Source organism: Rehaibacterium terrae (assembly GCF_014202935.1).
GTDB classification, from domain to species: domain Bacteria; phylum Pseudomonadota; class Gammaproteobacteria; order Xanthomonadales; family Xanthomonadaceae; genus Rehaibacterium; species Rehaibacterium terrae.
The window spans coordinates 33,708-57,415 of the sequence record NZ_JACHHX010000015.1 but is presented as its reverse complement, the minus strand read 5'-3'; the positions used below and the strand labels follow the sequence as shown (position 1 = coordinate 57,415).

The 23,708-nt window shown below is 71.8% G+C and carries 18 protein-coding genes and 1 pseudogene; 8 read left to right on the top strand and 11 right to left on the bottom strand.

The features are described from left to right. Nucleotides 1-12: 12 nt before the first annotated feature. On the bottom strand, nt 13-1,398 hold the full coding sequence (locus HNQ58_RS10360; RefSeq protein WP_183948850.1) for a MotA/TolQ/ExbB proton channel family protein: 1,386 nt from the start codon (nt 1,396-1,398) through the stop codon (nt 13-15). Further along, entirely contained in the window at nt 1,395-2,165 is a 771-nt protein-coding gene (locus HNQ58_RS10355; protein WP_183948849.1) for a DUF3450 family protein, read from the bottom strand. Before HNQ58_RS10355 ends, HNQ58_RS10360 begins: the two co-directional genes overlap by 4 nt. Before the next feature lie 181 nt (nt 2,166-2,346). Here HNQ58_RS10355 and argS point away from each other — a divergent pair, with 181 nt between their 5' ends. Together argS and HNQ58_RS10345 are read left to right on the top strand one after the other, a co-directional pair. After that, a complete protein-coding gene (argS, locus tag HNQ58_RS10350; RefSeq protein ID WP_183948848.1) occupies nt 2,347-4,107 on the top strand; it encodes an arginine--tRNA ligase in 1,761 nt (586 codons plus the stop codon). Further along, the gene (locus HNQ58_RS10345) at nt 4,107-4,715 is read left to right on the top strand and encodes an SPOR domain-containing protein (RefSeq protein WP_221301256.1); all 609 of its coding nucleotides are present in this window, start codon (nt 4,107-4,109) and stop codon (nt 4,713-4,715) included. Before argS ends, HNQ58_RS10345 begins: the two co-directional genes overlap by 1 nt. Nucleotides 4,716-4,787: 72 nt before the next feature. Here HNQ58_RS10345 and HNQ58_RS10340 read toward each other — a convergent pair whose 3' ends face one another. From HNQ58_RS10340 to speA, 3 genes are all read right to left on the bottom strand, one after another. Further along, nucleotides 4,788-5,654, bottom strand: coding sequence for an NAD(P)-dependent oxidoreductase (locus HNQ58_RS10340; protein ID WP_183948846.1), 867 nt, complete (start codon nt 5,652-5,654; stop codon nt 4,788-4,790). A 78-nt stretch (nt 5,655-5,732) separates the two neighbouring features. Beyond that, nucleotides 5,733-7,895: a tetratricopeptide repeat protein gene (locus HNQ58_RS10335; RefSeq protein WP_183948845.1), complete on the bottom strand. Its 2,163-nt coding sequence runs from the start codon at nt 7,893-7,895 to the stop codon at nt 5,733-5,735. A gap of 323 nt (nt 7,896-8,218) precedes the next feature. Then, nucleotides 8,219-10,108: an arginine decarboxylase gene (gene speA / locus HNQ58_RS10330; RefSeq protein ID WP_183948844.1), complete on the bottom strand. Its 1,890-nt coding sequence runs from the start codon at nt 10,106-10,108 to the stop codon at nt 8,219-8,221. Between the two features lie 134 nt (nt 10,109-10,242). Here speA and speE point away from each other — a divergent pair, with 134 nt between their 5' ends. Next, nucleotides 10,243-11,100: a polyamine aminopropyltransferase gene (speE, locus tag HNQ58_RS10325; protein WP_183948843.1), complete on the top strand. Its 858-nt coding sequence runs from the start codon at nt 10,243-10,245 to the stop codon at nt 11,098-11,100. A gap of 108 nt (nt 11,101-11,208) precedes the next feature. On the opposite strand, the gene HNQ58_RS10320 is transcribed toward speE, so the two are convergent. Next, complete coding sequence (locus HNQ58_RS10320) at nt 11,209-11,547, bottom strand: P-II family nitrogen regulator (protein WP_183948842.1); 339 nt, start codon at nt 11,545-11,547, stop codon at nt 11,209-11,211. A 184-nt stretch (nt 11,548-11,731) separates the two neighbouring features. Here HNQ58_RS10320 and ubiK point away from each other — a divergent pair. From ubiK to HNQ58_RS10305, 3 genes and pseudogenes are all read left to right on the top strand, one after another. Further along, a pseudogene (ubiK, locus tag HNQ58_RS10315) lies at nt 11,732-12,012 on the top strand (ubiquinone biosynthesis accessory factor UbiK). After that, nucleotides 12,012-13,562, top strand: coding sequence for a YifB family Mg chelatase-like AAA ATPase (locus HNQ58_RS10310; protein ID WP_183948870.1), 1,551 nt, complete (start codon nt 12,012-12,014; stop codon nt 13,560-13,562). The pseudogene ubiK and the gene HNQ58_RS10310 overlap by 1 nt, the downstream one beginning before the upstream one ends. 189 nt (nt 13,563-13,751) lie before the next feature. Next, nucleotides 13,752-15,311, top strand: a complete 1,560-nt coding sequence (locus HNQ58_RS10305) for an EAL domain-containing protein (protein WP_183948840.1) — start codon at nt 13,752-13,754, stop codon at nt 15,309-15,311. A gap of 3 nt (nt 15,312-15,314) precedes the next feature. Here the strand turns inward: HNQ58_RS10305 and HNQ58_RS10300 are convergent, their stop codons facing one another. The 3 genes from HNQ58_RS10300 to mgtE form a co-directional block, all read right to left on the bottom strand. Beyond that, nucleotides 15,315-15,977 (bottom strand): hypothetical protein, encoded by a 663-nt coding sequence (locus HNQ58_RS10300; RefSeq protein WP_183948839.1) that lies wholly within the window; start codon nt 15,975-15,977, stop codon nt 15,315-15,317. A gap of 103 nt (nt 15,978-16,080) precedes the next feature. Next, nucleotides 16,081-16,797, bottom strand: coding sequence for an MgtC/SapB family protein (locus HNQ58_RS10295; RefSeq protein ID WP_221301255.1), 717 nt, complete (start codon nt 16,795-16,797; stop codon nt 16,081-16,083). Between the two features lie 37 nt (nt 16,798-16,834). Beyond that, complete coding sequence (mgtE, locus tag HNQ58_RS10290) at nt 16,835-18,274, bottom strand: magnesium transporter (RefSeq protein ID WP_183948838.1); 1,440 nt, start codon at nt 18,272-18,274, stop codon at nt 16,835-16,837. 378 nt (nt 18,275-18,652) lie between these two features. Between mgtE and HNQ58_RS10285 the strand changes: the two genes are divergently transcribed. Beyond that, a complete protein-coding gene (locus tag HNQ58_RS10285) occupies nt 18,653-20,428 on the top strand; it encodes a bifunctional metallophosphatase/5'-nucleotidase (RefSeq protein ID WP_221301254.1) in 1,776 nt (591 codons plus the stop codon). Nucleotides 20,429-20,557: 129 nt separating this feature from the next. Next, a complete protein-coding gene (locus tag HNQ58_RS10280; RefSeq protein WP_183948836.1) occupies nt 20,558-22,342 on the top strand; it encodes a potassium/proton antiporter in 1,785 nt (594 codons plus the stop codon). A 90-nt stretch (nt 22,343-22,432) separates the two neighbouring features. On the opposite strand, the gene HNQ58_RS10275 is transcribed toward HNQ58_RS10280, so the two are convergent. Together HNQ58_RS10275 and HNQ58_RS13455 are read right to left on the bottom strand one after the other, a co-directional pair. Beyond that, complete coding sequence (locus tag HNQ58_RS10275; protein ID WP_343057282.1) at nt 22,433-23,350, bottom strand: putative peptide maturation dehydrogenase; 918 nt, start codon at nt 23,348-23,350, stop codon at nt 22,433-22,435. Nucleotides 23,351-23,359: 9 nt separating this feature from the next. After that, entirely contained in the window at nt 23,360-23,620 is a 261-nt protein-coding gene (locus HNQ58_RS13455) for a nitroreductase family protein (protein ID WP_246417296.1), read from the bottom strand. Nucleotides 23,621-23,708 lie beyond the last annotated feature (88 nt).

The following is a 23,708-nucleotide window of genomic DNA, read 5'->3' as shown; positions in this document are numbered from 1 at the left end:
GCGCGCGTTCCGTCAGGCCGCCTGCTTCAGGGACGCCAGCTTCACGTCCTGGTACAGGTTGATGACCTTGAGCGCGGCCTTCTCCATGTCGTCCTTGATCCGCTCCGCCCAGCCGCCGAGCAGGTTGCCCAGCAGCAGCGTCGGGATGGCGACGGCCAGGCCGAGCTCGGTGGTCACCAGCGCCACCGCGATGCCGCCCGAGAGCAGCTTCGGATCGGAGGTGCCGAACTCGGTGATCACGTCGAAGGTCTGGATCATGCCGGTCACGGTCCCGAGCAGGCCGAGCAGCGGCGCCACCGCGGCGATCACGGTGATGAAGCTGCCGAAGCGGTTGAGGTGACCGGACTCGTGCAGGATCGATTCGGAAACGATGTCCTCCAGGTGCTCGCGGTCGCGGTCGAGGTTGCGCAGCGCCGCGGTGACCACGCGCGCGGCCGAACCCTTGAAGCGCTTGGCGCCGGCGATGGCGTCGTCGATCCGGCCCTCGCGCAACGGCCGCTCGACCGTGGCGATGATCGGCGCGATCGCCGCGCCGGCGTTCTTGAGGAACAGCGCGCGCAGCGCCACCAGCGCCAAGGCCAGCGCGCCAAGCAGCAGGATGAGGTAGCCGATCACGCCGCCCTTGCGGACCTCGCCCCACAGGGTCTTGGCCTCGGGCTCGGCGACGGCGGTGTTGACGTTCTCGAACAGGAACGCCTTGAGCACCGGCGGCGTCTGACCGCGCGCCAGGGCTTCGGCGCTGTCGGCCGCCGGCGCGCGCCACAGGCGGAACGCGCCGCCACCGGCCGGCGCCAGCGCACCGCTCCCCTGCGGACTGACCCCGAACACGGCGACATTGCCGAAGCGGACCAGCGTGCCCTGCACCTCGGTACCGTCGGCGAGATGGAAGGCGCCCGGCTCGGTGCGCACCGTGTTCAGGCGCGCCAACGTGTCGGCGGCAGTGGCGAACACGGTACGCAGCTGCTCCGGCACGCTGGCCTGGCCGAACGACTCCTCGTCGAGCGCGCGCACGCCGAAGCTGCCCAGGGTGGCGCGCGCCTGTTCGACGGTCACGCCCAGCAGCTCGCGGCTGCCGGCGGCGACTTCGGCCCGCTCCTCGGCACGGGCCAGCGCGTCGGCCAGCGACTCGGCCTCGGACTTGGCGGCCAACGCGCGCGATTCGAGCGTGGCGATTTCCGTTTGCAGGCGGGCGCGATCAGCCTCGAAACGGCGGCGGGTCTCGGCCTCGCGCGCGGTCAACTCGCGCTTCTGTGCTTCGAGGAAGGCGTACTCGCGCTTGTAGGCCTGCTCCAGCACCACCTCCGGTGTGGCGGTGGCCGGTGCCGGCGCGCCGTCCTGCGCCAGGGCGGGGACGGCCAGCGCGCCCAGCGCGGTGGCCAGCAGGGCACGGGCGATCATCGGGCACCTCCCTGGGCCAGCGGCAGTTCGAAGTAGCCCTGGCGGATCTGCTTGCGCAGCGAGTCGTAATAGGCCGCCACACGCCTGGCGTCGGCGGCGTCGGTGAAGGGTTCGAACGTCCAGCCGTCGCCACCGCGGCGGGCCTGGCCGTAGCGGCCGTCGGGCGTGCGGAAGTACAGCACCATGCCGCCGACCTTGGCGACCTCGGCCAGCACGCGCTCGCCGCCGATCTCGATGGCCTGGGTATACAGGCCGTTCTCGCGGGTCAGGCGGAATTCGTCCTCGTAGAAGGCCCACAGCCGGTTGACCGCGCGCTGCGGCGGCAGGGTGCCGTTCTCGATCTGGACGCGGAACCGGTCGAGTTCGCCGAGCCGCTCGTCCACCTTGAACGGCAGCCCGGCGGCGATGCCCGCGCGCAACTGCGCCACCGCCTCGAGCAGCAACGGCCTGAGGGTGTCGCCCTCGGCGCCGGCCTCGGCCTGTTCGGCCAGCCTGGCGTCGAGCTTGCTGCGCAGTTCGCGTGCGGCGAGCTGCTGGCGCTCCACCGCAGCCGACAGCTCGGCTTTCTGCGCGTTGAGCGCCGCCAACGTGGTGCGCTGCTCCTCGCGCAGCAGATCCAGCGCGCTGTTGAGCTGCTCGACCTCGCCGCGCAGGCGGATCAGGCCCTGGGCCAGGTCATCGCCGGCGAGCGCGCCGGCCGCCGGTGTCAGCAGCAGCGCGAGCGCGAGCAGGGCCACGCGGAGGCGGGGCGCGAAGGGGCTCGACATGGGGTCACTCCGTATCGGAACGCGGGCACGGCCGGGCGACCGTGATGGGCGCGCAGCCTATGACCGGGCGGTTACCGATTTATGACGCTCGCCGGCGCCGCGACCGCCCGGCCGTCCGCGCCCCCGGCCAGGCCCGCGACGCGCTAAAATGCGGGGTTTTCCCGATGCGGAAACCCTTGACGTGAAAGAACATCTGCGCGAACTGGTGGCCCAGGCCCTGCTGGACCTCAAGCGCCACGGCCGCCTGCCGGCCGAGCTGGCATTGCCGGATTTCGTCATCGAGCGCGCCCGCTCGCGCGAGCACGGCGACTACGCCACCAACGTGGCGATGCTGCTGGCCAAGCCCGCCGGCCTCAAGCCGCGCGAGCTGGCCGAGGCGCTGGTCGCCACCCTGCCGCAGTCGCAGCACGTCGAGAAGGTCGAGATCGCCGGCCCCGGCTTCATCAATTTCCGCCTCAGTCAGGGCTGCCGGCTGGGCACGCTGCGGCGCATCTTCGAACTGGGCGAGGACTACGGTCGTCAGCCGGAGGCCTCGCGCGAGTCGGTGACGGTGGAGTTCGTCTCCGCCAACCCGACCGGCCCGCTGCACGTCGGCCACGGCCGCGGTGCCGCCTACGGCGCAACCCTGGCCAACCTGCTGGAAGCCATCGGCCACCGCGTCCAGCGCGAGTACTACGTCAACGATGCCGGCCGCCAGATGGACATCCTCGGCACCAGCGTCTGGCTGCGCTACCTGGAGCTGTGCGGCGAGCCGATCCGCTTCCCCGACAACGGCTACAAGGGCGAGTACATCTACGACATCGCCCGCGCCCTGCGCAGCGAGCAGGGCGACCGACTGCGCCACCCCTGGCGCGAGGTCGGCGCCGACCTGCCGGCCGACGAGGCCCAGGGCGGCGACAAGGAGGCCCACATCGACGCCCTGGTGGCCCGCGCCAAGGCGCTGCTCGGCGACGACTACCGGCTGGCCTTCGATGCCGGGCTGAACGCGATCCTCGCCGACATCCGCGAGGATCTGGCCGAGTTCGGCGTCGTCTTCGACAACTGGTTCTCCGAACGCTCGCTGGCCACCGACGGCTACGTGGCGCGCGCGGTGGAAACGCTCAAGGCCGGCGGCCACATCTACGAGCGCGACGGCGCGCTGTGGTTCGCCGCCACCAGCTTCGGCGACGAGAAGGACCGCGTGGTGGTGCGCGAGAACGGCGCGCCGACCTACTTCGCCTCCGACCTGGGCTACCTGCTGAGCAAGTTCGAGCGCGGCTTCGACCGCGCCATCTACGTGTTCGGCGCCGACCACCACGGCTACATCGCCCGCCTCAAGGCCGCCGCGCAGGGACTGGGCCTGGACCCCGAACGTATCGAGATCCGGCTGGTGCAGTTCGCGGTGTTGTTCCGGGGCGGGCAGAAGGTGCAGATGTCGACCCGCTCGGGCCAGTTCGTCACCCTGCGCGAGCTGCGCGAGGACGTGGGCGCGGACGCGGCACGGTTCTTCTACGTGATGCGCGGCAACGACCAGCACCTGGACTTCGACCTGGACCTGGCCAAGAGCCAGTCCAACGACAATCCGGTCTACTATGTGCAGTACGCCCATGCCCGGGTCTGCTCGCTGTTCCGCCAGTTGGCCGAGAAGGGCTGGAGCTACAACCGCAGCGCCGCCGAGGCGGCGCGCGGGCGGCTGGTCGAACCGCACGAGGTCGAGCTGCTGAGCGAACTGATGCGCTACCCCGAGGTGCTCGAAACCGCCGCACTCAATCGTGCGCCGCAGATGCTCGCCACCTACCTGCGCGAGCTGGCCTCGGCCTTCCATACCTTCTACAACGCGCATCCGATCCTGGTGGCCGACGAAGAATTGCGCCACGCCCGACTGGGCCTGTCGCAGGCCACCCGTCAGGTGCTGGCCAATGGCCTGAAGCTGCTCGGCGTGTCGGCACCGGAGAGCATGTGATGGCACGCCGCGGCAGGTCGCAGGCCAAGCGCAGCGGTCGCAACGGCGGCGGCATTCCGGCCTGGCTCTGGCTCGGCGCCGGCCTGCTGCTGGGCCTGGCACTCGCCGCCGCGGTGCTGATGCGCGACCGCCTCGGCCCGATGTTCGACGGCCCCCGGCCCAACCCCGGTGCCCGCCCGCCGGCCGCCGCCGAGGAGCCGGTCGCGCAGAAGCCGGCCGAGCCGGCGCCGCGCCGGCCGCGCTACGACTTCTACACCGTGCTGCCCGAACGCGAAGTGGTGCTGCCCGATGCCGAGGTCAGCGCCCGTGCGCGCGCCGAGGCACAGCCGCCACCGATGCAGGCACCGGCGCCCGAGCAGGCCGTTGCCGCCGGCGAGCGCTACCTGCTGCAGGCCGGCGCCTTCGGCGACCCGCGCCGCGCCGACGAGGTGAAGGCGGCGATCGCCTTCACCGGCCTGGTCGCCCGGGTCGAACCGGCCACCACCGCCGACGGCGCCACCGTGCACCGGGTGATGCTCGGCCCGTTCGCCAGCGCGCGCGAGCTCGAGGCGGCCAAGCAGCGACTGGACGCCAACGGCATTCCCTCGGTGGCCGTGCGGGTGCGCTGAGGCTGGAAGCCGGAAATCGCAGGCGTAGCGGCAACACACGGCCCGGAGCGACACGGCCCGACTCCCGCTTCCCTATTCCCGCTCCCCGTCCCCGCGCTTGAGCACGATCAGCGCCGAGGTGTCCTCGTCGCCGCGCCCACGATCCACCAGCTCGGCGTAATCGGCCAGCGCCTGCTCGATCACCGGCGTGCGGATGCCGGTCGGCCGCGCCATCGCCTGCACGATGCGCAGGTCCTTGAGCAAATGCACGCACTTGAAGCCGGGCACGAACTGGCTGCGCAGCATGGTCGCGCCGCGCTTGTCCAGGAACCAGTTGCCGGCGGCGCCGGCGCCCAGCGTGGGCAGCAGCGTGTCCGCATCCAGGCCGAGTTTTTCGGCCAGCGCCAGCCCCTCGCAGACCGCCTCGTTGATGCCGGCGACGATGACCTGGTTGACCGCCTTGGCGGCCTGGCCTGCGCCGACCGGCCCCAGGTGGGCGATGCGCAGCGCGTAGGCCTCCAGTGCGGGACGCGCCCGTTCCAGGACGGCGGCATCGCCGCCGACCATCACCGACAGCTTGCCGTTGCGCGCGCCCTCGACGCCGCCGGACACCGGCGCGTCGAGGAAGCCGATGCCACGCGCGGCGAGAATGTCCGCCGCCTGCCTGGCCGTGTCGGTCGAGACGGTGGAGTGATCGACCACGACGCTGCCGGGACGCAGCACGCCGGCCAGCATCTCGACGTTCTCCAGCACGTCGGCATCCATCGACACGCACAGCAGCACCGCGTCGCAGTCGGCGTAGTCATCGGCCGCGCGCGCGGCGCGCACGCCCAGCTCGACGGCCAGCGCATCGGCCTTGTCCTGGGTGCGGTTGCCGACGACGGTAAGCAGGCCGCGCGCATGCAGGTGGCGCGCCATCGGCGCGCCCATCGCGCCGAGTCCGATGAATCCGGTCTTCATGGGTCTCCTGCAGGGATGGCGGCGGCGCGGATCGCCGCGCGGCGCATCAGTTTAGGCCAAGGTCGAACGCCTGCGGCGTCAACGCGCGGCCAGCGACTGTCGCAAGCCGGCCAGCTCGTCGCCGATGCGCCGGCTGAGCCTGGCGAGCTCGGGCGCGTCGCGCAGGACGTCCAGCCGCGGGTCGTGGTCGAGCAGCCAGCGCTGACGGAAGCCGGCGTCGTAGGCGCGTTGCAGTTGCGCCAGCGCGCCGGCGCGGTCGTTGTCGTGCAGCGCCAGCAGCGCGCGCGCGTACTCGATCGTCGCGGATTGGCCGGCCTGCGCCAGCCAAGGGCCGGCCACTTCGCCCAGCACACGGTCGTAGCGCGCCGCCTCGTCAGGTTCGTCGGCGAGCTGCAGCGCACGGACCAGCACGCTGGCGGCGTCGAGCAGCGCCGCTTCTTCACGTACACGCTCGGGCTCGCCGACCACGGCACGCAGCAGCGCCGCTGCGCCGGCCGGATCGCCGCCACGCATCCACGCCAGTGCCACCATCAGCATCGCGTCGCGATCGCGATCGGTCAGTACTTCGCCGGAGCCGAGCAGGGCCTGCGCCCGCTCGGCCAGCGCCGGCTGCACCGTGCTCTCGCCTCGCCGCAGGCCCAGCGATTGCAGCAGCACGGGCCGCAACGGATTGCGCTCGGGCAACTGGCGCGCCAGCGTCTCGGCGGCAGCGAAGTCTTCGAGCGCCGCCAGCACCTCCACCAGCAGGGCGACGCTCGCCGGCGCCCGGGCATCGACCGCGTGGGCGCGCCGGGCCAGTTCCAGCGCGCGCGCCAGCCGGCCGGCATTGAGCTCGATCTGCGCCAGCGAGCGCAACAGCAATGGGTCGTCGGGCGTGATCGCCAGCACCCGGTCGAGCACGTCGCGCGCCGCCGCCACCTCGCCCAGTCCGGCCAGCAGGTTGGCGTAGTTGCTGTTGATCACCGGCTCGAGCGGGTTGAGCTCGACGGCGCGCTCGAGTACCTCGCGCTGGCGGTCGAGCCGGCCCTCGCGGCCATAGATGGCAGCCAGCCACATCGGCGCCATCTCGTAGCGCGGATCCAGCCGCATGGCTTCCTCCAGGCTGCGCTTGCCGGCTTCGCGCTGGCCGGCGCTCGACCGCAACAGCCCCAGCGTCGCCCAAGCCTCGCCGAGCTGCGGCCGCAGGGTGACCGCGCGCACCGCCGCCGGCTCGGCCAGCACGATGGCCTCGTCCAGCGGGCGGATGCCGTAGTCGGCCTGCAGCAGGTAGGTGTCGGCCAGGCCCGCCCAGGCATGGGCGAACTCCGGATCACGCGCCACCGCCTGCTGGAACAGCGTCTCGGCCTGCTCCAGCGAGGCCGGCGTGCGCTGGCGCCAGGCCAGCCGGCCCTGCAGGTACAGCTCCAGCGCCTCGGGACTGCGCGTGCTCATCTCGCCGGCGGCCTGACCGGCGATGCCGCCCACCCGGCGCGCCAATTGGCCGGCGATGGCCTCGGTCACCTCGTCCTGCAGTGCGAACAGATCCTGGTCGGGCCGGTCGTAGGTCTCCGACCAGACGTGGTAGCCATCGGCGGCGTCGATCAGCTGGGCGGTGATGCGCACCCGCCCTTCGGCCTTGCGCACCGAGCCTTCGAGCACCCAACGCACGTTGAGCAGACGGCCGATCTCGCGGACGTCGCCGGCAAAGTCGCGCAGTGCGAACGACGAGGTGCGCGCGGCCACCCGCAGGCCCTGCATGCGGGCAAGGCGGTCGAGCAGTTCCTCGGCGATGCCGTCGGCGAGGTGGCGGTGATCGCGCTGCGGGCTCATGTCGTCGAACGGCAGCACGGCGATGGCGTTGGCCGGCGCGTCCGAATGCACGCCGGCGCGGGCATCGTCCCCGCCGGTGCCGGTGCCGTAGATGGTCGACAGCCACCAGCCGACGCCGGCCACGGTGAACAGCACCACGACCAATGCGAACATCCGCCCGGTGGCGCCGGCCACACCGTGCTCGCGCACGATGCCGCGCGACGAGACGTCGAAGAACCACGCCAGCACCAGCACCACCGGAAAGCCCAGCACGGCGCCCAGCACCGTCCAGGTCAGAGCCCAGCCGGGCAGACCGAGCGGGTCGTAGGTGATCTCGGCCAGTTGCAGGATCACCCAGGCCACCAGCGCATAGACGGCCGCGGCGCGCGTCACCTTGCGCCGACGCAGCTCGTTCCAGGTCAGTCGCAGCAGCGGGGATCGCGTCAGCCGCATTCGTGCCTCTCGTCCTTGCGATGCATCGAGACGGCAAGGATGCCTTCGGCTGCCGCAAGGTTGCTCCATGCTAGCGCGGGTGGCCAGCGGCCGTTCAGGCCGGCGCAGTTTCGGAGCGGCTACAGCCGCGACCGGATGCCCGGGAACAGCGGCAGTCTTTGGCCACGGATCTACGCGGATAGCCACGGATAAGACTTTGCATCGGCTCGATCCACGCTTATCCGCGCAGATCCGTGGCTGAATCCTCGCTGTTGCGTTCCGGTCGCGGCCGAGGCCGTTCGCCTTCGGCAGACGGCTGCGTCGTTCCCGCAAGAGCGCCGGACTCAGCCCTGCGCTTCGTCGGCGAGGTAGGTGTAGCCGGTGAGGCCGGCCTCCAGCGCCGCCATCAGCGCTTCCGCCTGGTCGCCGGTAAAGCCGGCGGCGGCGATCTTGTCGCGGTAGGCGGCACGCAGCCGCGCCAGGTCGTAGCCGACGTAGTCGAGCATCACGTCAGAGGTGTCGCCACGACGGGAGCGGACCAGCTCGTAGCCGCCGTCGGTCAGCCGCACGTCGGCCGCATCGGTGTCGCCGAACAGGTTGTGGATGTCGCCCAGGGTGTCCTGGTAGGCGCCGACCATGAAGAAGCCGAGCCGGTAGCTCTCACCCGGCCGGGGGCTGTGCAGCGGCAGCGAGCTGTCCAGGCCGCCGTCGTCGACGTAGGTCTCGACCTGGCCGTCGGAGTCGCAGGTGAGGTCGGCGATCACGCCGCGGCGGTCGGGTCGCTCGTGCAGGCGTGCGATCGGCGCGATCGGGAAGATCTGGTCGATCGCCCACACGTCCGGGATCGACTCGAACACCGAGAAATTGACGAAGTACTTGTCGACCAGCCGCTCGTTGAGCTCGTCGAGTACGGCGCGGTGACCCTTCTCCTCGTAGTTGAGGCGGGCGCGCACGCCCTGGGCGATGGCGTAGAACAGGTCATCGAGCGCGGCGCGCTGGGCGAGGTCGATCTGGCCCTGGGCATACAGCGCCTGGCCTTCGGCCTGGTAGTGCTGGGCTTCGTGGAACAGCTCGACCGGCGGGCGTTCGTCGAGCGCAGCATGGATCTCGCGCAGGTGGCGGATCGCCAGCGGCTCGTCGGCGACCACCGGCGGCACCGCGCCTTCCGGCGCGCGCTCGACTTCGGACACGTTGGCGACCAGCACCGCGTGGTGCGCGGTCATCGCGCGGCCGGATTCGGTGAGCACGCGCGGCGGCGTCAGCCCGTGCGCGGCGCAGGCCTCGGCCAGCGGCTGCACGATGGTGGCGGCGTACTGGTCCAGCCCGTAGTTGATCGAGCAGAAGCTGCGCGAGCGGGTGCCTTCGTAATCCACGCCGAGGCCGCCGCCGACGTCCATGTAGCGGATCGGGCAGCCCAGCCGCGACACCTCGACCAGGTAGCGGGTGGCCTCGCGCATGCCGTTGGCGATGTCGCGCAGGTTGGAGATCTGCGAGCCCATGTGGAAGTGCAGCAGCGACAGGCTCTGCGCCAGCCCGGCCGCCTTGAGCTGCGCCACCAGATCGAGCAGCTGGCGCGGCGAGAGGCCGAACTTGGCCTTGTCGCCGCCGGAGTTCTGCCACTTGCCGGCGCCGAGCGAGGCCAGCCGCATGCGCACACCCAGGCCCGGGGTCACCCCGAGCGCGCGCGACTCCTCGATCACCAGCGCAAGCTCCGAGGCCTTCTCGATGACGATGTAGGTTTCCAGCCCCAGGCGGCGGCCGATCAGCGCCAGCCGGATGTACTCGCGGTCCTTGTAGCCGTTGCAGATCACCACGCCGCCCGGCCTGGACAGCGCCAGCACCGCCATCAGTTCCGGCTTGGAGCCGGCCTCCAGCCCGAACGCTGCGCCGCCGCGTGCGGCCAGCTCGCCGGCCACGCTACGGTGCTGGTTGACCTTGATCGGATAGATCGCGGTGTAGCCGCCGGCGTAGCCGAGCTCGTCCATCGCCCGCGCGAACGCCGCCTGCAGGCGGCCGAGGCGGTCGCCGAGGATGTCGGTGAAGCGCAGCAGCAAGGGCAGCTTGAGCCCCTGCGCCAGCGCCCGCTCGACCACCTCGGGCAACGCCACCGACGGCCCCTGCGGCCCGCGCGGCCGCACCACCATGCGACCGGCCGCATCCACGTCGAAATAGCCCTCGCCCCAGTGGGGGATGGCGTAGGTGCGGCGGGCGCGGTCGAGGGACCAGTCGCTCATCGGCGGCGGCTCCGGGCAGGCTCGGGAAAGGCGCGCATTGTACCCCCCGCAGCGCGGGCGCGCGGCCTTCATCTGCGCCGCCACCCCGCATCCGCTACAATCCGCGCCCCGATTCGATACGCCGGACGCCCCCGATGAGCACCGAAACCACCTGGTACCACGAGAACTTCGAGCACACCGGCTCGTCGATCGGCTTCCGGGTGACACGGAAGCTCGACGAGGTGCAGTCGCCGTTCCAGAAGATCGAGATCTACGAGACCACCGACTGGGGCAACCTGATGGTGATCGACGGCGCCATCATGCTCACCGGCCGCGACAACTTCCTCTATCACGAGATGATGTCGCACCCGGCGCTGTTCACCCACTCCAATCCCAAGCGCGTGGTCATCATCGGCGGCGGCGACTGCGGCACGCTGCGCGAGGTGCTCAAGCACAAGGACGTCGAGAGCGTGACCCAGTGCGACATCGACGAACAGGTCACGCGCATGGCCGAGAAGCATTTCCCGGAGCTGTGCGAGTCCAACGGCGACCCGCGCGCCGAGCTGTTGTTCGACGACGGCATCGCCTACATGCGCAACTGCCCGCCGGAGAGCGTGGACGTGATCATCGTCGACTCCACCGACCCGGTCGGCCCGGCCGAGGGGCTGTTCAACCAGGCCTTCTACGCCAGCTGCTACAAGGCGCTGCGCGCCGGCGGCATCCTGGTGCAGCAGAGCGAGTCGCCGCTGGCCCTGATCGGCCTGATCAAGGCCATGCGCAGCGCGATGAAGGCCGCCGGCTTCACCACTTTCCGCACCCTGCCGTTCCCGCAGCCGTGCTATCCGACCGGCTGGTGGAGCTGCACGCTGGCGCGCAAGGGCGGCGGCGAGCTGACCAGCTTCCGTGAGCGCGGCGCGCACAGCAAGTCGTTCCAGACCAAGTACTACTGCGCCGAGATCCACAAGGCCGCGCTCACCCAACCGCCGTTCATGGCCGAGGCACTCGGCGACTGAGCCCGCGCCGGCCTCGCATCGCGACCAGCCCCGCCGCGTGCGGGGCCTGTCGCTTCCCCGGTCGCGGCCGAAGCCGTTCCCGCAAGGCAGCGGCTCCCGCAGACAGGCTCACAGCGCGTCGGCGTCCAGCTCGCCGGTGCGGATGCGCACCGCCCGCTCCAGGTCGTAGACGAAGATCTTGCCGTCGCCGATCTTGCCGGTACCGGCAGCCTGCATGATCGCCTCGACCACACGCTCGGCCTGCTCGTCGGTCACCGCCACCTCCAGCTTGATCTTGGGCAGGAAGTCGACCACGTACTCGGCGCCGCGGTAGAGCTCGGTGTGGCCCTTCTGGCGGCCGAAGCCCTTGACCTCGGTGACGGTGATGCCGTTGACGCCGGCTTCGCTCAGCGCCTCGCGCACGTCGTCGAGCTTGAAGGGCTTGATGATGGCCATGACCATCTTCATCGGGGCGGTCCTCGCGTGTCTGTCGTGGTGGAATTCTGCCCGAGTTCGCCGCTGCGGCCACGCCACGCTGCGGCGCAGGCCGGAAATGTAGGAGAATTCCGACTCCACGATGCGCCGCCCTCGGACGGCACCACCCGGGGCGGAGGGGCGAGACTGTCGCTCCCGCGCCGAAGGGAATACCGCCATGATCGACCTCAAGGCCATCGACGACCTCGCCCGCCGCCTCAGCGAACTGGTGCCCCCCGGGCTGCGCGAGGCCGGCCAGGATCTGGAACAGAACTTCCGCGCCACCCTGCAGGCCGGCCTGGGCAAGCTCGATCTGGTCACCCGCGAGGAGTTCGACGTGCAGCGCGCCGTGCTGCTGCGTACCCGCGAGAAGCTCGACGCGCTGGAGCGCGCGCTGGCCGAGCTGGAAACCCGGCTCGACGCCACGTCCCGTCCCAACCACTGACCTCGCCGTGGTGATGTCGCTGGCGCTGGTCCACAGCCGCGCCCGCAGCGGCGTGCACGCCCCGGCCGTACGGGTCGAGGTGCACCTGTCCGGCGGGCTGCCGCAGTTCTCCATCGTCGGCCTGCCCGAGGCGGCGGTACGCGAGAGCCGCGACCGCGTGCGCGCCGCCATCCAGTGCGCCCAGTTCGAATTCCCGCAGCGTCGCATCACCGTCAATCTGGCGCCGGCCGACCTGCCCAAGGACGGCGGCCGCTTCGACCTGCCGATCGCGCTCGGCATCCTCGCCGCCGGCGGACTGATCCCGGCCGCGGCGCTGGCCGGGATCGAATGCCTCGGCGAACTGGCCCTGACCGGCGAACTGCGCGCGGTCGACGGCGTGCTGCCGGCCGCGCTGGCCGCCGCCCGCGCCGGCCGCGCCCTGCTGCTGCCGCAGGACAACGCCGGCGAAGCGGCACTGGTGAACGGTGTACAGGCGTTCGGCGCGCGCACCCTGCTGGAGGCCTGCGCCCATCTCACCGGCACCCGCCCGCTGACCGCCGCGATACCGGCCCCGCCAGCGGGTGACGACGACCGCATCGCCGCCGCCGACCTCGCCGACGTGCGCGGCCAGGCCGCCGCCCGGCGCGCGCTGGAGATCGCCGCCGCCGGTGGCCACCACCTGCTGCTGGTCGGCCCGCCCGGCTGCGGCAAGACCCTGCTCGCCTCGCGCCTGCCCGGCCTGCTGCCACCGGCCAGCGAGGAGGAGGCGCTGGAGGCCGCCGCCATCGCCTCGGTCAGCGGACGCGGCTTCGACCCGGCACGCTGGCGCCAGCGCCCGTTCCGCAACCCGCATCATTCGGCCAGTGCCGTGGCGCTGGTCGGCGGCGGCTCCGAGCCGCGGCCGGGCGAGATCTCGCTGGCCCACCACGGCGTGCTGTTCCTCGACGAGCTGCCCGAGTGGGACCGGCGCACGCTGGAATCGCTGCGCGAGCCGCTGGAATCGGGTGTGGTGACGATCTCGCGGGCGGCACGGCAGGCGGAGTTCCCGGCCCGCTTCCAGCTGGTGGCAGCGATGAACCCCTGCCCCTGCGGCTGGGCCGGCGACCCCAGCGGCCGCTGCCGCTGCACGCCCGAACAGGTACAGCGCTACCGCGGCAAGCTCTCCGGGCCGCTGCTCGACCGTATCGACATCCACCTGGAGGTGCCGCGGCTGGCGCGCGGCGAACTGCGCCCGGACGCGCCGCGCGGCGAAGCCTCGGCCACGGTCCGGGTGCGGGTGGTCGCCGCCCGCGAACGCCAGCTGGCCCGCGCCGGCAAGCTCAATGCCCGTCTCGGCCAGCGCGAGACGGAGGTGCATTGCCGCCTCACCCCCGCCGACCAGGGACTGCTCGAACGCGCGATGGAATCGCTGCGGCTGTCCGCGCGCGCCACCCACCGCATCCTGCGCGTGGCCCGAACCATCGCCGACCTCGCCGGCAGCGAGGCCATCCGCACGGCGCACCTGACCGAGGCCATCGGCTACCGCAGGCTGGATCGCGACCCGATGGCAGGAACGGCGCAACGGGCCGCCCTGGCCGCGGGATGAGAGCGCCACCGTCACCGAACTGTCGTGGCGGTCATGGTACGGACCCGACCGCAGGGTGTAAGGTCAGGCCAACGCCGTGCCGTCCACCGGCACCCCCAGACCCGCTACGGACATCCACCGATGCCGGTCCAGCTCCCGCCGCCGCCCGCGCGCCCCGGACCCGACCGGCCGTCGCCAGTCCAAGGGGGGATGCTGGCCGGGCTGGCGCTGGCGGCCGCCATCCTGCTGCTCGGCCTCGGCCTGCTGGCGAGATGGGAGTTCGACGATCGCGCCGCACTGCAGGCGCGCGCCGCGCAGTTGCTGGACGCAGTCACGCAGGAGGCGCACATCCTGCTCGACCGCCTGCACGAGCAGCGGCTCTGGGACTGCAGCCCGGCCTCGCAGCGAGCCATCCGCCGCCTGCTGTTCGGCGCCCACTTCTTCCGCGAAGTCGGCAGCTTCGATGCCGACGGCCTGCTGCTGTGCACCTCCACGGATGATGTGCTCGGGCAACCGCGCGCCGGCACCTCACGCATCCACTACGCCCACAGCGGCCTGGGCTACTCCACGGGCGTCTCGCTGATCCTCGGCCAGGACCAGCCGCGGTCGGTCACCGCCACCGTCCTGCGGCGAGACCGCTTCAACCTCGTCCTCGCTCCGCAGGCCGAGGCCGCGCTGCGGCACGGCGCGGCCACCCTGATCGCACTGGACACCGAAGACGGCCTGCAGCCCCTGTTTCCTGCCGCGGCCGATGCCACCGCCGCCGTCCGCCGGCTGCCGGTGCCGGCCAGCACCGATGTCGTCCGTGAAACGCACTGGTGGCGCGGCCAGTTCGCGCTGCAGCAGCGGGCGGGGATGGGTGATTTCGTGCTCTTCACACGCTGGCACCTCGGCGATGTGTTGCGCCAGCAGTCGACACTGGCGGTGGCCATCGTGCTGATCGCGACCCTGGCCGGCCTGGTCGCGCATGGCACTGTCACCACCTGGCTGACCCGCCTGAACTCGATCGACCATCGTGTCCGCAAGCTGATCGGGGGCGACCGGATCGTCTGCGTGTACCAGCCGATCGTCGCCCTCGCCAGCGGCCGTGCCGTCGGCTGCGAGGTGCTGATGCGGCTGCAGGACGGCGACCGCTTGCTGTACCCGGAGCAGGTCATTCCGGCCGTGCTGCGGCAGCGGCTCGGCCCGGAACTGGACTCGCGCGTCGCCCGCCGGGCGCTGGCGGAGACCGATCGTCACCTGCCGCCATGCGGGCCGTTCCGCATCGCGCTCAACGTCCTCCCCGACAGTCTGAGTGGCGAGCACGTCATCGCCACCCTCGGCGAGGCCGCCGCCCCCCTGCGGGCACGCGACATCCAGATCGAGCTCGAGCTCACCGAGTACAGCCTGCCCACGGACGTCGTCACCCAGGCCCGCAACCTGGCCCGGGCCGGGTTCGGCCTCAGCATCGACGACTTCGGCACCGGCTACTCGAGCCTGGCCCTGGTACGGCAGCTGTGCCCGGACTACCTGAAGATCGACCGCAGCTTCGTGCATGAGATGGAAGAGTCGGCGATCCGCGCCAGCCTGATCCCGGAGATCGTGCAGATCGCCCGCGCAGTCGATGCGCGGGTCGTCGCCGAGGGCATCGAGAACCAGGCCCAGCGCGACCGCCTGCACGCGCTCGGGGTCGACTACGGTCAGGGCCATTACTTCGCCCCGCCGATGCCGATCGCCGACTTCGTGGCCTGGCTGCGCGCGCAGGACGCCGCCAAGGTCGATGCCGCCTGAGCTTCAGCCACCGAAACGCCAGGTCGCGCCCAGCGTCCAGCCGCGCCAGCCGTCATCACCGTGGCCATGCGCGTGGCCGAGGTCGAGGTCGAGCCCGTCACCGGGCGTGGTCCAGCGCAGGCCGACCTGGCGCGCATGCTGCCCGCGGCCTTCGCGCCAGCGCTCGGCCACCGCCGAGAAGCCGCCACCCAGCTCCGCCTCCAGCGCCGCGCCCGCGGTCCACGCGCCCCTGCCATGACGCTGCCAGCGCCGGCCGAGGTTGAGATGCGCGGCCAGGCGCTCGCCGAGCGCGAGCGTCGCCGGCAGATTGAGCCGCAGCGCCTCCTCGCGTGGGCCGTCGTGGCCGCGCTCGACGCCCAGGCTCCAGCCCAGGGCCAGCGGCGCCGCCTCGGCGGTGAACAGACCCTTGGCCTGCAGGCCGAGGGTGTCGCCGTCGCCGAAGCCGCGTTCCAGCGCCAGCGCCCACTCGACCGGCCCGCGCCGGCAGGCTGGCGCCACATGCAGCCGCCTCTCGCCACCGCCGCGCGCGTACCAACTCTCGACATGGCACTGTCCGGGCGCCAGCAGCGCGGCGTCGTCCACGGCGTGGTGGCCGCCGGCCGCATGCAGCGCGGTGGCGGGAAGGCAGGCGGCGCCCAGCGCCGCGATCAGGAAACTCTTCTTCATCGTATTGCTCCGCAGGCTCGACGCGCGGCGTCGGCCGGAAAGGGACGGGTGAACAAATGAAATGCCGGCGGCCGACGGCAGGCCGTGCCGACGATCCGCACGCTCAGCTCGGATCGCCGCTGTCGCGATGCCACGCGATGGCGCGCACGCCCGGCTCCAGACCGAAGCGGCGCACCGCCTGCTCCAGCGCATCATCGGCGCGAACCAGCGCGACCAGGTCTGCCTGCAGCCGCACCCGTGGCGTATGGCCGTCGAGTTCATCGCTGGCCAGGCGCTGCAGGCGCAACGCACCTGCGCTGAGCGCCTGCAGCACCAATGCCCGTACATGCAGCTCGACGCCCTCGTCGCACTCGATCAGCAAGCGGTAATGCAGGCTGTGCTCGATTTCGGTCTCGTTGCCGCCGCGCCGTCCGATGGCATGGGCCAGCGGGCGCAACGCGGTGTTGGCCGCCACCACCAGCAGGGCAATCAATGCCGCCGGCGCCGGGTAGCCGGCGCCTGCCAGCACGCCGACGGCCGCCGCGCACCACAGCGTGGCGGCCGTGTTGAGCCCGCGCACATTCACGCCCTCACGCAGGATCACGCCGGCGCCAAGGAAGCCGATTCCCGACACCACCTGTGCGGCCACACGGGTCGGGCTGACCTCCTCGGGCACGAGCATCGAGAACGCGGTGAATGCCGCCGCGCCGAGCGCGACCAGCGCGTTGGTGCGCAGCCCCGCCATGCGCTGTCGCCACTGCCGCTCCAGGCCGATCAGGGCGCCCAGCACCAGGCCGACGCCCAGGCGCGCGGCCAGCTCCATGAAATGGATCGGATCCATGCCGATGTCCTCCGTAGCGCGCGGGAGGCCGCGGGATTCAACCCGCGGCGTCGGACATCGCCGCCAGCTCGGGCAGCAGCATCGAGGCGATGGCGAAGTAGATCAGCACGCCGGCGGCATCGGCGATCGTGGTGATCAGCGGTGCCGAGGCAGTGGCCGGATCGAACTTCAGTCGGCTCAGCACGAACGGCAGCGACATGCCGATCAGGCTGCCGACCAGCACCACGCAGATCATCGTCAACGAGACGACCATGGCGATTTGCGGACCGCCGCGGATCACGCCCAGCACCGACACCGCCACCGCCATCACCAGTCCCAGCAGCAGGGCGACGCCGATCTCGCGGCCGAGCATCCGTCCCCAGTCGCGCATCTGCACGTCGCCGGTGGCCAGCGCGCGCACCATCAGCGTCGCCGACTGCGAGCCGGCGTTGCCGCCGGAGTCGATCAGCAGCGGCAGGAAGAACACTAGCGCGATGTGCGAGGCAATAGTGTCCTCGAAGAACGCGATGCCGGCGCCGGAGAAGATGTTGCCGAACACCAGCACCACCAGCCAGAACACGCGCTTCTGGAACAGCAGCCAGGTGCTGGCGTCGCGCAGGCTGGCGCCGAGCGGCCCGACCGTGCCGACCTTGTGGAAGCTGTCGGTGCTCTCCGCCTCGGCCACGTCCATGGCGTCGTCGGCGGTGATGATGCCGACCAGCCGGTCGCCGCCGTTGATGACCGGCAGTGCCGTGAGGTCGTAGCGGGCGATCTTCTCGGCGGCCGACTTGCGGCTGTCGTCGACCCGCGCGTAGACCACGTCGGTTTCCATGATCTCGGCGACGCGCGCGGTCGGTGGCGCCACGATCAGGTCGCGCAGCGAGACCACGCCGACCAGCCGCCGATCGCCATCGACGATGTAGGCATCGTAGATGGTCTCCTTGTCCGGCGCGACGCGGCGCAGCTCCTCGACCGCCTCGCGTGCGGTGAGGTCGGCGCCGAGCGTGGCGTACTCGGAGGTCATCACCGCGCCGGCCGTGCCTTCGGCATAGGACGAGAGCCTGCGGATGTCCTCGCGCTCGGCCTGCGCCAGCGCCGGCAGCACGCGCTCCTGCTCGTGCTCGGGCAGGGCGTTGAACAGGTCGGCGCGCTCGTCGGCCGACATCTCGTGGAACAGCTCGACGATCTCGCGTCGACGCAGCGTGGCCACCAGCTCGGCCTGGCGCGCCTTCGGCAGGTAGCCGAACACCACCGCGCGTTCCTCCAGCGGGATCAGCGACAGGGCGAGAGCGGCATGCGGCTGGTCGAGCTCGGCCAGGATGTCGGCGATGTCGGCCGCCTGCAGGTCCTCGAACCAGGCCTGGACCGAGGCCGTATCACCGCGGTCGAGGCACCGGCTCACCGCCTCGGCGGCGAGGGCGATATCGAAGGCGGCATCGCCCGGCTGCGCCAGGGCGCGCAGCTCGGCGAGCGTGTCGTTGTTGTTGTTGTGGATCATGTCGTCGTCTCCCGGACACGGCGCGCATGGCGCGCGGGGAGACGGCGACTCAGCGATTCAGCCGGTCGACGACGTACCCGAAGCGCCCACGACGCGCGGCGTCCATGGTCTCGGTGGCGGTTTTAGATCGACTGGGAACGTCCATCGCAGGTGTAGGCGAACGGTGTCTGCGCCCGACATCGGGCGGGCGGCAGTGTAGGCGCCGGGCCGGACAGGGTCAACCTCGACGCGGCGCGCCCACCATGCGCGGGCAGATGTCGCGCGCATGGCGTACCCTTGCGGTCCGCACTTCTCCGTCCGTGCCGTCCGTCCATGCGTCCGTTCGTTCCTGCCCTCGCCGTCGCACTCGCCCTGTCCGGCTGCGCCAGTGCGCCCCCGATGCCTTCCGCGCAGGGGTTCGGCCTGCGCGTGCTGCATGTCAACGACCATCACTCACGCATCGCCCCGGATCCCGGCCAGAGCCTGCGGCTGGACGGCGAGGAGGTGCAGCTGAGCTTCGGCGGCTTCCCGCGTGTGGTCGCCAAGCTGCAGGCGCTGCGCGGTGACGACACGTTGGTGCTGCACGCCGGCGACGCGGTCGCCGGCGACCTCTACTTCACCCTGTTCCAGGGCCAGGCCGACGCCGACCTGATGAACCAGGCCTGCTTCGACGCCTTCGTGCTCGGCAACCACGAGTTCGACGCCGGCGACGCCGGCCTGCGCCGCTTCCTCGACCACCTCGCCTCGCCGGCCTGGGACTGCGAAACACCGGTGCTGTCGGCCAATGTCAGGCCGAAGGTCGGCGCCTCGCCGCTGGCGCTGCGCCGCAGCGACGAGCAGGTGCGGCCAAGCGTGGTGGTCGAGCGCGGCGGCCGCCGCATCGGCATCGTCGGCATCACCGCGGTGGACAAGACGATCAGCTCGTCCGCGCCCGGCCCGGGCATCGTCTTCGACGACGAGACGCGCAGCGCGCAGCGCGAGATCGATGCGCTGCGCGCCGACGGCGTCGACGTCGTCGTCCTGCTCACCCACATCGGCTACCGCAACGACATCGCGCTGGCGCATGCGCTGTCCGGCGTCGACGTGATCGTCGGCGGCGATTCGCACAGCCTGCTCGGCGACGCGCTGCGCGAGTACGGGCTGAGCGTGGACGGCCCCTATCCGACCGTCGTGCCCAACGCCGACGGCGACCCGGTCTGCGTGGTGCAGGCCTGGCAGTACAGCTGGGTGGTCGGCGAGCTGGAGGTGGACTTCGATGCCGACGGCCGGGTGCGCCGCTGCGGCGGCCGCCCGCACCTGCTGCTCGGCGACGACTTTCGCCAGTCCGGCGCGCCGGTCGACGACGCACGCCGCGCTCGTCTGCTGCGGTCGATCGCGGCCGCCCCCGAGCTGAGCATCGTGACGCCCGATCCGGCCGCGCAGCAGGTGCTCGATTTCTACACCGGCAAGGTGCAGGAGTTCGCCGGCGAAGTGCTCGGGCAGGTGCCGGAACGGCTGTGCCTGCGCCGCGCACCGGGTTCGCACGACCGCAGCCGCGACGGCACGCCCGGCTGCGCCGAGGCCACCGACGCCCAGGGCGGCCACATCCAGAACCTGGTCGCGCACGCCTTCCTCGACCAGGCCCGGCGCTACGGCGGCGCCGACATCGCGCTGCAGAACGGCGGCGGCGTGCGCGACGGCGTCAGCGCCGGCGCGTTCACCGTCGGTACCGCCTACACGGTGCTGCCGTTCAAGAACACCCTGGTGCGGCTCACGATGACCGGCGCCGAACTCAAGCAGGCGCTGGAAGGTGCGATCGAGTTCTTCCTCGGCAACCTCGGCGCCAACACCGGCAGCTACCCGTATGCCGCCGGCCTGCGCTGGCGCGTGGACCTGACCCGCACCCGCGAGCAGGGACGGCTGGTCGACATGGAGGTGCTGCGCGACGGCGCTTGGCAACCGCTCGATCCGGCCGCCACCTATCGCATCGTCACCAGCGACTACCTGGCCTCGGGCAAGGACGGCTACGACGATCTCGCCCTGATCCCGGCCGAGCGCCGCGAGGACACCTTCTTCGACTACGCGCAAGCGCTGATCGACTACGTGCGCGCCGGCCGTCCGCTGTCGCGTCCGCCACCCGAGACCGTCAGCACGCAGCACTTCCGCGACCTCGACGGCAAGACCTACGCGCCCTGAGCGGGCGCCCCGTCGGGCGGCACCGCCCGACGGGGCCGGACACGTCCCAGCGCTCCACTCCGCGTCGCTGCGGCGGGGTGGTCGTGCGCGCGGGCTATCATCGCTGCATCCCCACCGTAACGGATGACCGTGGAAAGCCTGCAGTTCAGCAACCTCCAGCTGCTTGCCGCCGCCGTGCTGGTGCTGGCCGGCATCGGCTCGTCGCTGCTGGCGCGCCGCTTCGGCGCGCCCTTGCTGCTGGTGTTCCTGGTGCTGGGCATGCTGCTGGGCGAGGACGGGCCGGGCGGCATCGCCTTCGACGACTACCGCACCACCTACCTGCTCGGCTCGCTGGCGCTGGCCATCATCCTGTTCGACGGCGGCCTGCGCACGCGGGTGGCCGACGTGCGCGGCGCACTGGCACCGGCCGGCGTGCTGGCCACCCTCGGGGTCGTCCTCACCGCTGCGCTCACCGGCGGTGCGGCGATGTGGCTGCTCGACCTGCACTGGGTCGAGGGCCTGCTGATCGGCGCCATCGTCGCCTCCACCGACGCGGCGGCGGTGTTCTTCCTGCTGCGCGCCGGCGGCCTGCACCTGCAGCGCCGGGTCGGCGCCACGCTGGAGGTCGAGTCCGGCAGCAACGACCCGGTGGCGGTGTTCCTGACCGTGCTGCTCACCGGCTGGCTGGCCAGCGAGGGCGCGGCCAGCGCGCTCGACTTCCTGCGTCAGCTCGCCCTGCAAGCGGGACTGGGCACGCTGCTCGGCGGACTCGGCGGGCTGGCGATCGGCGCCGCGCTCAACCGGCTGCTGCTGCCGGCCGGCCTGCACCCGGTGCTGGCGATGGCCGGCGCGGTGGCGGTGTTCGCCTTCACCAACCTGCTCGGCGGCAGCGGCTTCCTCGCCGTCTATCTGGCCGGGCTGGTGGTCGGCAACCGTCCGGTACGGGCCTATGCCAACGTGGTCGCCGTGCAGGACGCCGCCACCTGGCTGGCGCAGATGGTGATGTTCCTGGTGCTCGGCCTGCTGGTGACGCCGTCCGAACTGCTCGCCGTGCTGTGGCCGGCGCTGGGCGTGGCCGCCTTCCTGATGCTGGTGGCGCGGCCGCTGGCGGTGTGGCTGTGCCTGCTGCCGTTCGGCTTCCGTCGCGGCGAGACCGCCTTCATCGCCTGGGTTGGCCTGCGCGGCGCGGTCGGCATCTTCCTCGCCTCGATCCCGATGCTGCTGCAACTGCCCAATGCGGCGGTGTACTTCAACGTCGCCTTCGTGGTGGTGATCGCCTCACTGCTGGTGCAGGGCTGGAGCCTGCGCTTGGCCGCCGCCCGCCTGCACGTCGCGCTGCCGCGCCGCGATCCGCCGATGCGCCGCGTCGAGCTCGACCTGCCCGGCCAGCTCGAATACGAGATGGTCGGCTACCGCGTCGCCGAGGACAGCGCCATCCTCCGCGGCGGCAGGCTGCCGGCCTGGGTGCGGCCGGCGATGGTGGTGCGCGGGGGCCGGATCCTGATGCCCGCCGAGGCCGGCGCCCTGCAACCGCGCGACTACGCCTACTTTCTTGCGCCGCCCGGCCGGGTGATGCGGCTGGACTGGCTGTTCGCCGAACCGCAGGAGGCGCGCGAGGCCGAGCGCGAGGTGTTCGGCGCCTTCAGCCTCCCCGGCGACGTGCCGCTGGGCGAGCTGGCCGCCTTCTACGGGCTGTCGATCCCCACCCGCTACGCCGCCCGCAGCGCCGCCGAGCTGTTCGCCGAACGCTTCGACGGCCAACCCCAGATCGGCGACAGCCTGACACTCGGCCAGGCCGTGCTGGTGGTGCGCGAACTGGACGACGAGCGCGTCAGCAGGGTCGGCCTGAAGTTCGGCGGCGTCGGTGCCCGCCTGTTCGGCGAGCGCAGCGCACCGACGCTGCTGCAGCGACTGCGCCGCCGCAGGCGCGGCTGACCCGGTCCAAGGCGACTGCACAGCAGGGGCGCGTCCGCCACGTCCAGCCCGCATGCCGCGTCGTCGCGCGGAACCGCAACGCGACAGCGCTCAACGCACTCCGTCCGCCCACACCGCCCGTGCCGGGTCCAGCTCGAAGGTCGCCATCCGCGCCGCGCGCGGACCGAAGCCGCACACCGCCAGTGGGCCGTCCTGCAGCCCATCGAGGCCGAACGCGCGCTCGATCGCGCGTTCGTTGATCGCCGCGGTGACGTAGGCCCCCAGCCCCAGCTCGGCGGCGGCGAGGAACAATGTCTGCGAGAAGTGGCCGGCTTCCAGGTGCAGCACACGATAGGCCTTGGCGTGGTTGCGGTACTTCCATTGATGCCGCCAGAAACGCGCCGTCATCGCCAGCAGCACCGGTGCATCGGCGAACCACGCCTGCCCGGCCACGAACTCGCGCGCCAGCGCCGCCGCCGCATCGTCCGCCAGCCCGCCGAGCGGTTCCAGCGCGTGATCGACGCAGTGGTAGTGGTACAGGCCCGGCGCCAGGCCCTCGACCCGCTGCACCAGCACATAGGCTTCCAGCGGATGCAGGCCGCCGCCCGAGGGGCTGGTCTTCTTCAGCGCGACCGCGCCCGGTGCCAGCTCGTGCTGACCGTGCGCGGCGAACACCCGGTGCATCACCGTCGCGAAGTCGGCCTGCGGCAGCACCGATCGCGCATCGAAGTTGCGACAGGTCAGGCGACGCGCGAGCAGCTCGCCCAGCGGCGAATGCGACGGCGGCCGCAGGGCCAACCGCTGCGCCGGCGCGCCCCGCTCGACGACCGCCGCCGGTGGCTGGCCGAACCTGCCGATCAGGTCCTGCGTGCTGCGCGGCGCAGCGTCGCCGCTGCTCCCGCTGCCGTCGGTGTCCACCGCCTGCCACCGTGCGAACGACCACGCCACCGCCGCCGGCGACCACCAATGGCTGTCGCGCAACGCCTGCTCGCGCTCGCGCAGGGCCGCGTGCCCGGCGTGGTCGCCGATCAGCAGCCCCTACGCCAGCAATCGCTCGATCGCCTCGCGCGGATGGCGCGCCAGCAAGGCATCGCATTGGCGCCAGGCGTGCACGTCGCAGTCGCCCAGCACGGCCAGCGCGGTGGCGTCCACGTCCACTTCCGCATCCAGGTGCGGCGCCAGCGCGACCCAGCGGCGAGTGCTCGCCAGCCCGTCGCCGCCGGCCAGCAGCACGTCGAGATCGAACTCGAGCGTTTCCCTGGGTTCGATAAAGAGATGACGGCAACGGCGGATACGCATGGGGAAGCCCGGGCAACGGCAGTGGCCAAGACTAGCAGCCTGTCGGGGAACCGCTGCCCGGCAAGCCATGGACTGGCGCCGTGGAGCA

What these genes read in the sequence shown, in the direction of transcription:
- HNQ58_RS10360 (WP_183948850.1), bottom strand. Translation starts at nt 1,398, where the DNA reads ATGATCGCCCGTGCCCTGCTGGCCACCGCGCTGGGCGCGCTGGCCGTC.
- HNQ58_RS10355 (WP_183948849.1), bottom strand. Translation starts at nt 2,165, where the DNA reads ATGTCGAGCCCCTTCGCGCCCCGCCTCCGCGTGGCCCTGCTCGCGCTC.
- HNQ58_RS10345 (WP_221301256.1), top strand. Translation starts at nt 4,107, where the DNA reads ATGGCACGCCGCGGCAGGTCGCAGGCCAAGCGCAGCGGTCGCAACGGC.
- HNQ58_RS10340 (WP_183948846.1), bottom strand. Translation starts at nt 5,654, where the DNA reads ATGAAGACCGGATTCATCGGACTCGGCGCGATGGGCGCGCCGATGGCG.
- HNQ58_RS10335 (WP_183948845.1), bottom strand. Translation starts at nt 7,895, where the DNA reads ATGCGGCTGACGCGATCCCCGCTGCTGCGACTGACCTGGAACGAGCTG.
- speA (WP_183948844.1), bottom strand. Translation starts at nt 10,108, where the DNA reads ATGAGCGACTGGTCCCTCGACCGCGCCCGCCGCACCTACGCCATCCCC.
- speE (WP_183948843.1), top strand. Translation starts at nt 10,243, where the DNA reads ATGAGCACCGAAACCACCTGGTACCACGAGAACTTCGAGCACACCGGC.
- HNQ58_RS10320 (WP_183948842.1), bottom strand. Translation starts at nt 11,547, where the DNA reads ATGAAGATGGTCATGGCCATCATCAAGCCCTTCAAGCTCGACGACGTG.
- HNQ58_RS10310 (WP_183948870.1), top strand. Translation starts at nt 12,012, where the DNA reads ATGTCGCTGGCGCTGGTCCACAGCCGCGCCCGCAGCGGCGTGCACGCC.
- HNQ58_RS10305 (WP_183948840.1), top strand. Translation starts at nt 13,752, where the DNA reads ATGCTGGCCGGGCTGGCGCTGGCGGCCGCCATCCTGCTGCTCGGCCTC.
- HNQ58_RS10300 (WP_183948839.1), bottom strand. Translation starts at nt 15,977, where the DNA reads ATGAAGAAGAGTTTCCTGATCGCGGCGCTGGGCGCCGCCTGCCTTCCC.
- HNQ58_RS10295 (WP_221301255.1), bottom strand. Translation starts at nt 16,797, where the DNA reads ATGGATCCGATCCATTTCATGGAGCTGGCCGCGCGCCTGGGCGTCGGC.
- mgtE (WP_183948838.1), bottom strand. Translation starts at nt 18,274, where the DNA reads ATGATCCACAACAACAACAACGACACGCTCGCCGAGCTGCGCGCCCTG.
- HNQ58_RS10285 (WP_221301254.1), top strand. Translation starts at nt 18,653, where the DNA reads ATGCCTTCCGCGCAGGGGTTCGGCCTGCGCGTGCTGCATGTCAACGAC.
- HNQ58_RS13455 (WP_246417296.1), bottom strand. Translation starts at nt 23,620, where the DNA reads ATGCGTATCCGCCGTTGCCGTCATCTCTTTATCGAACCCAGGGAAACG.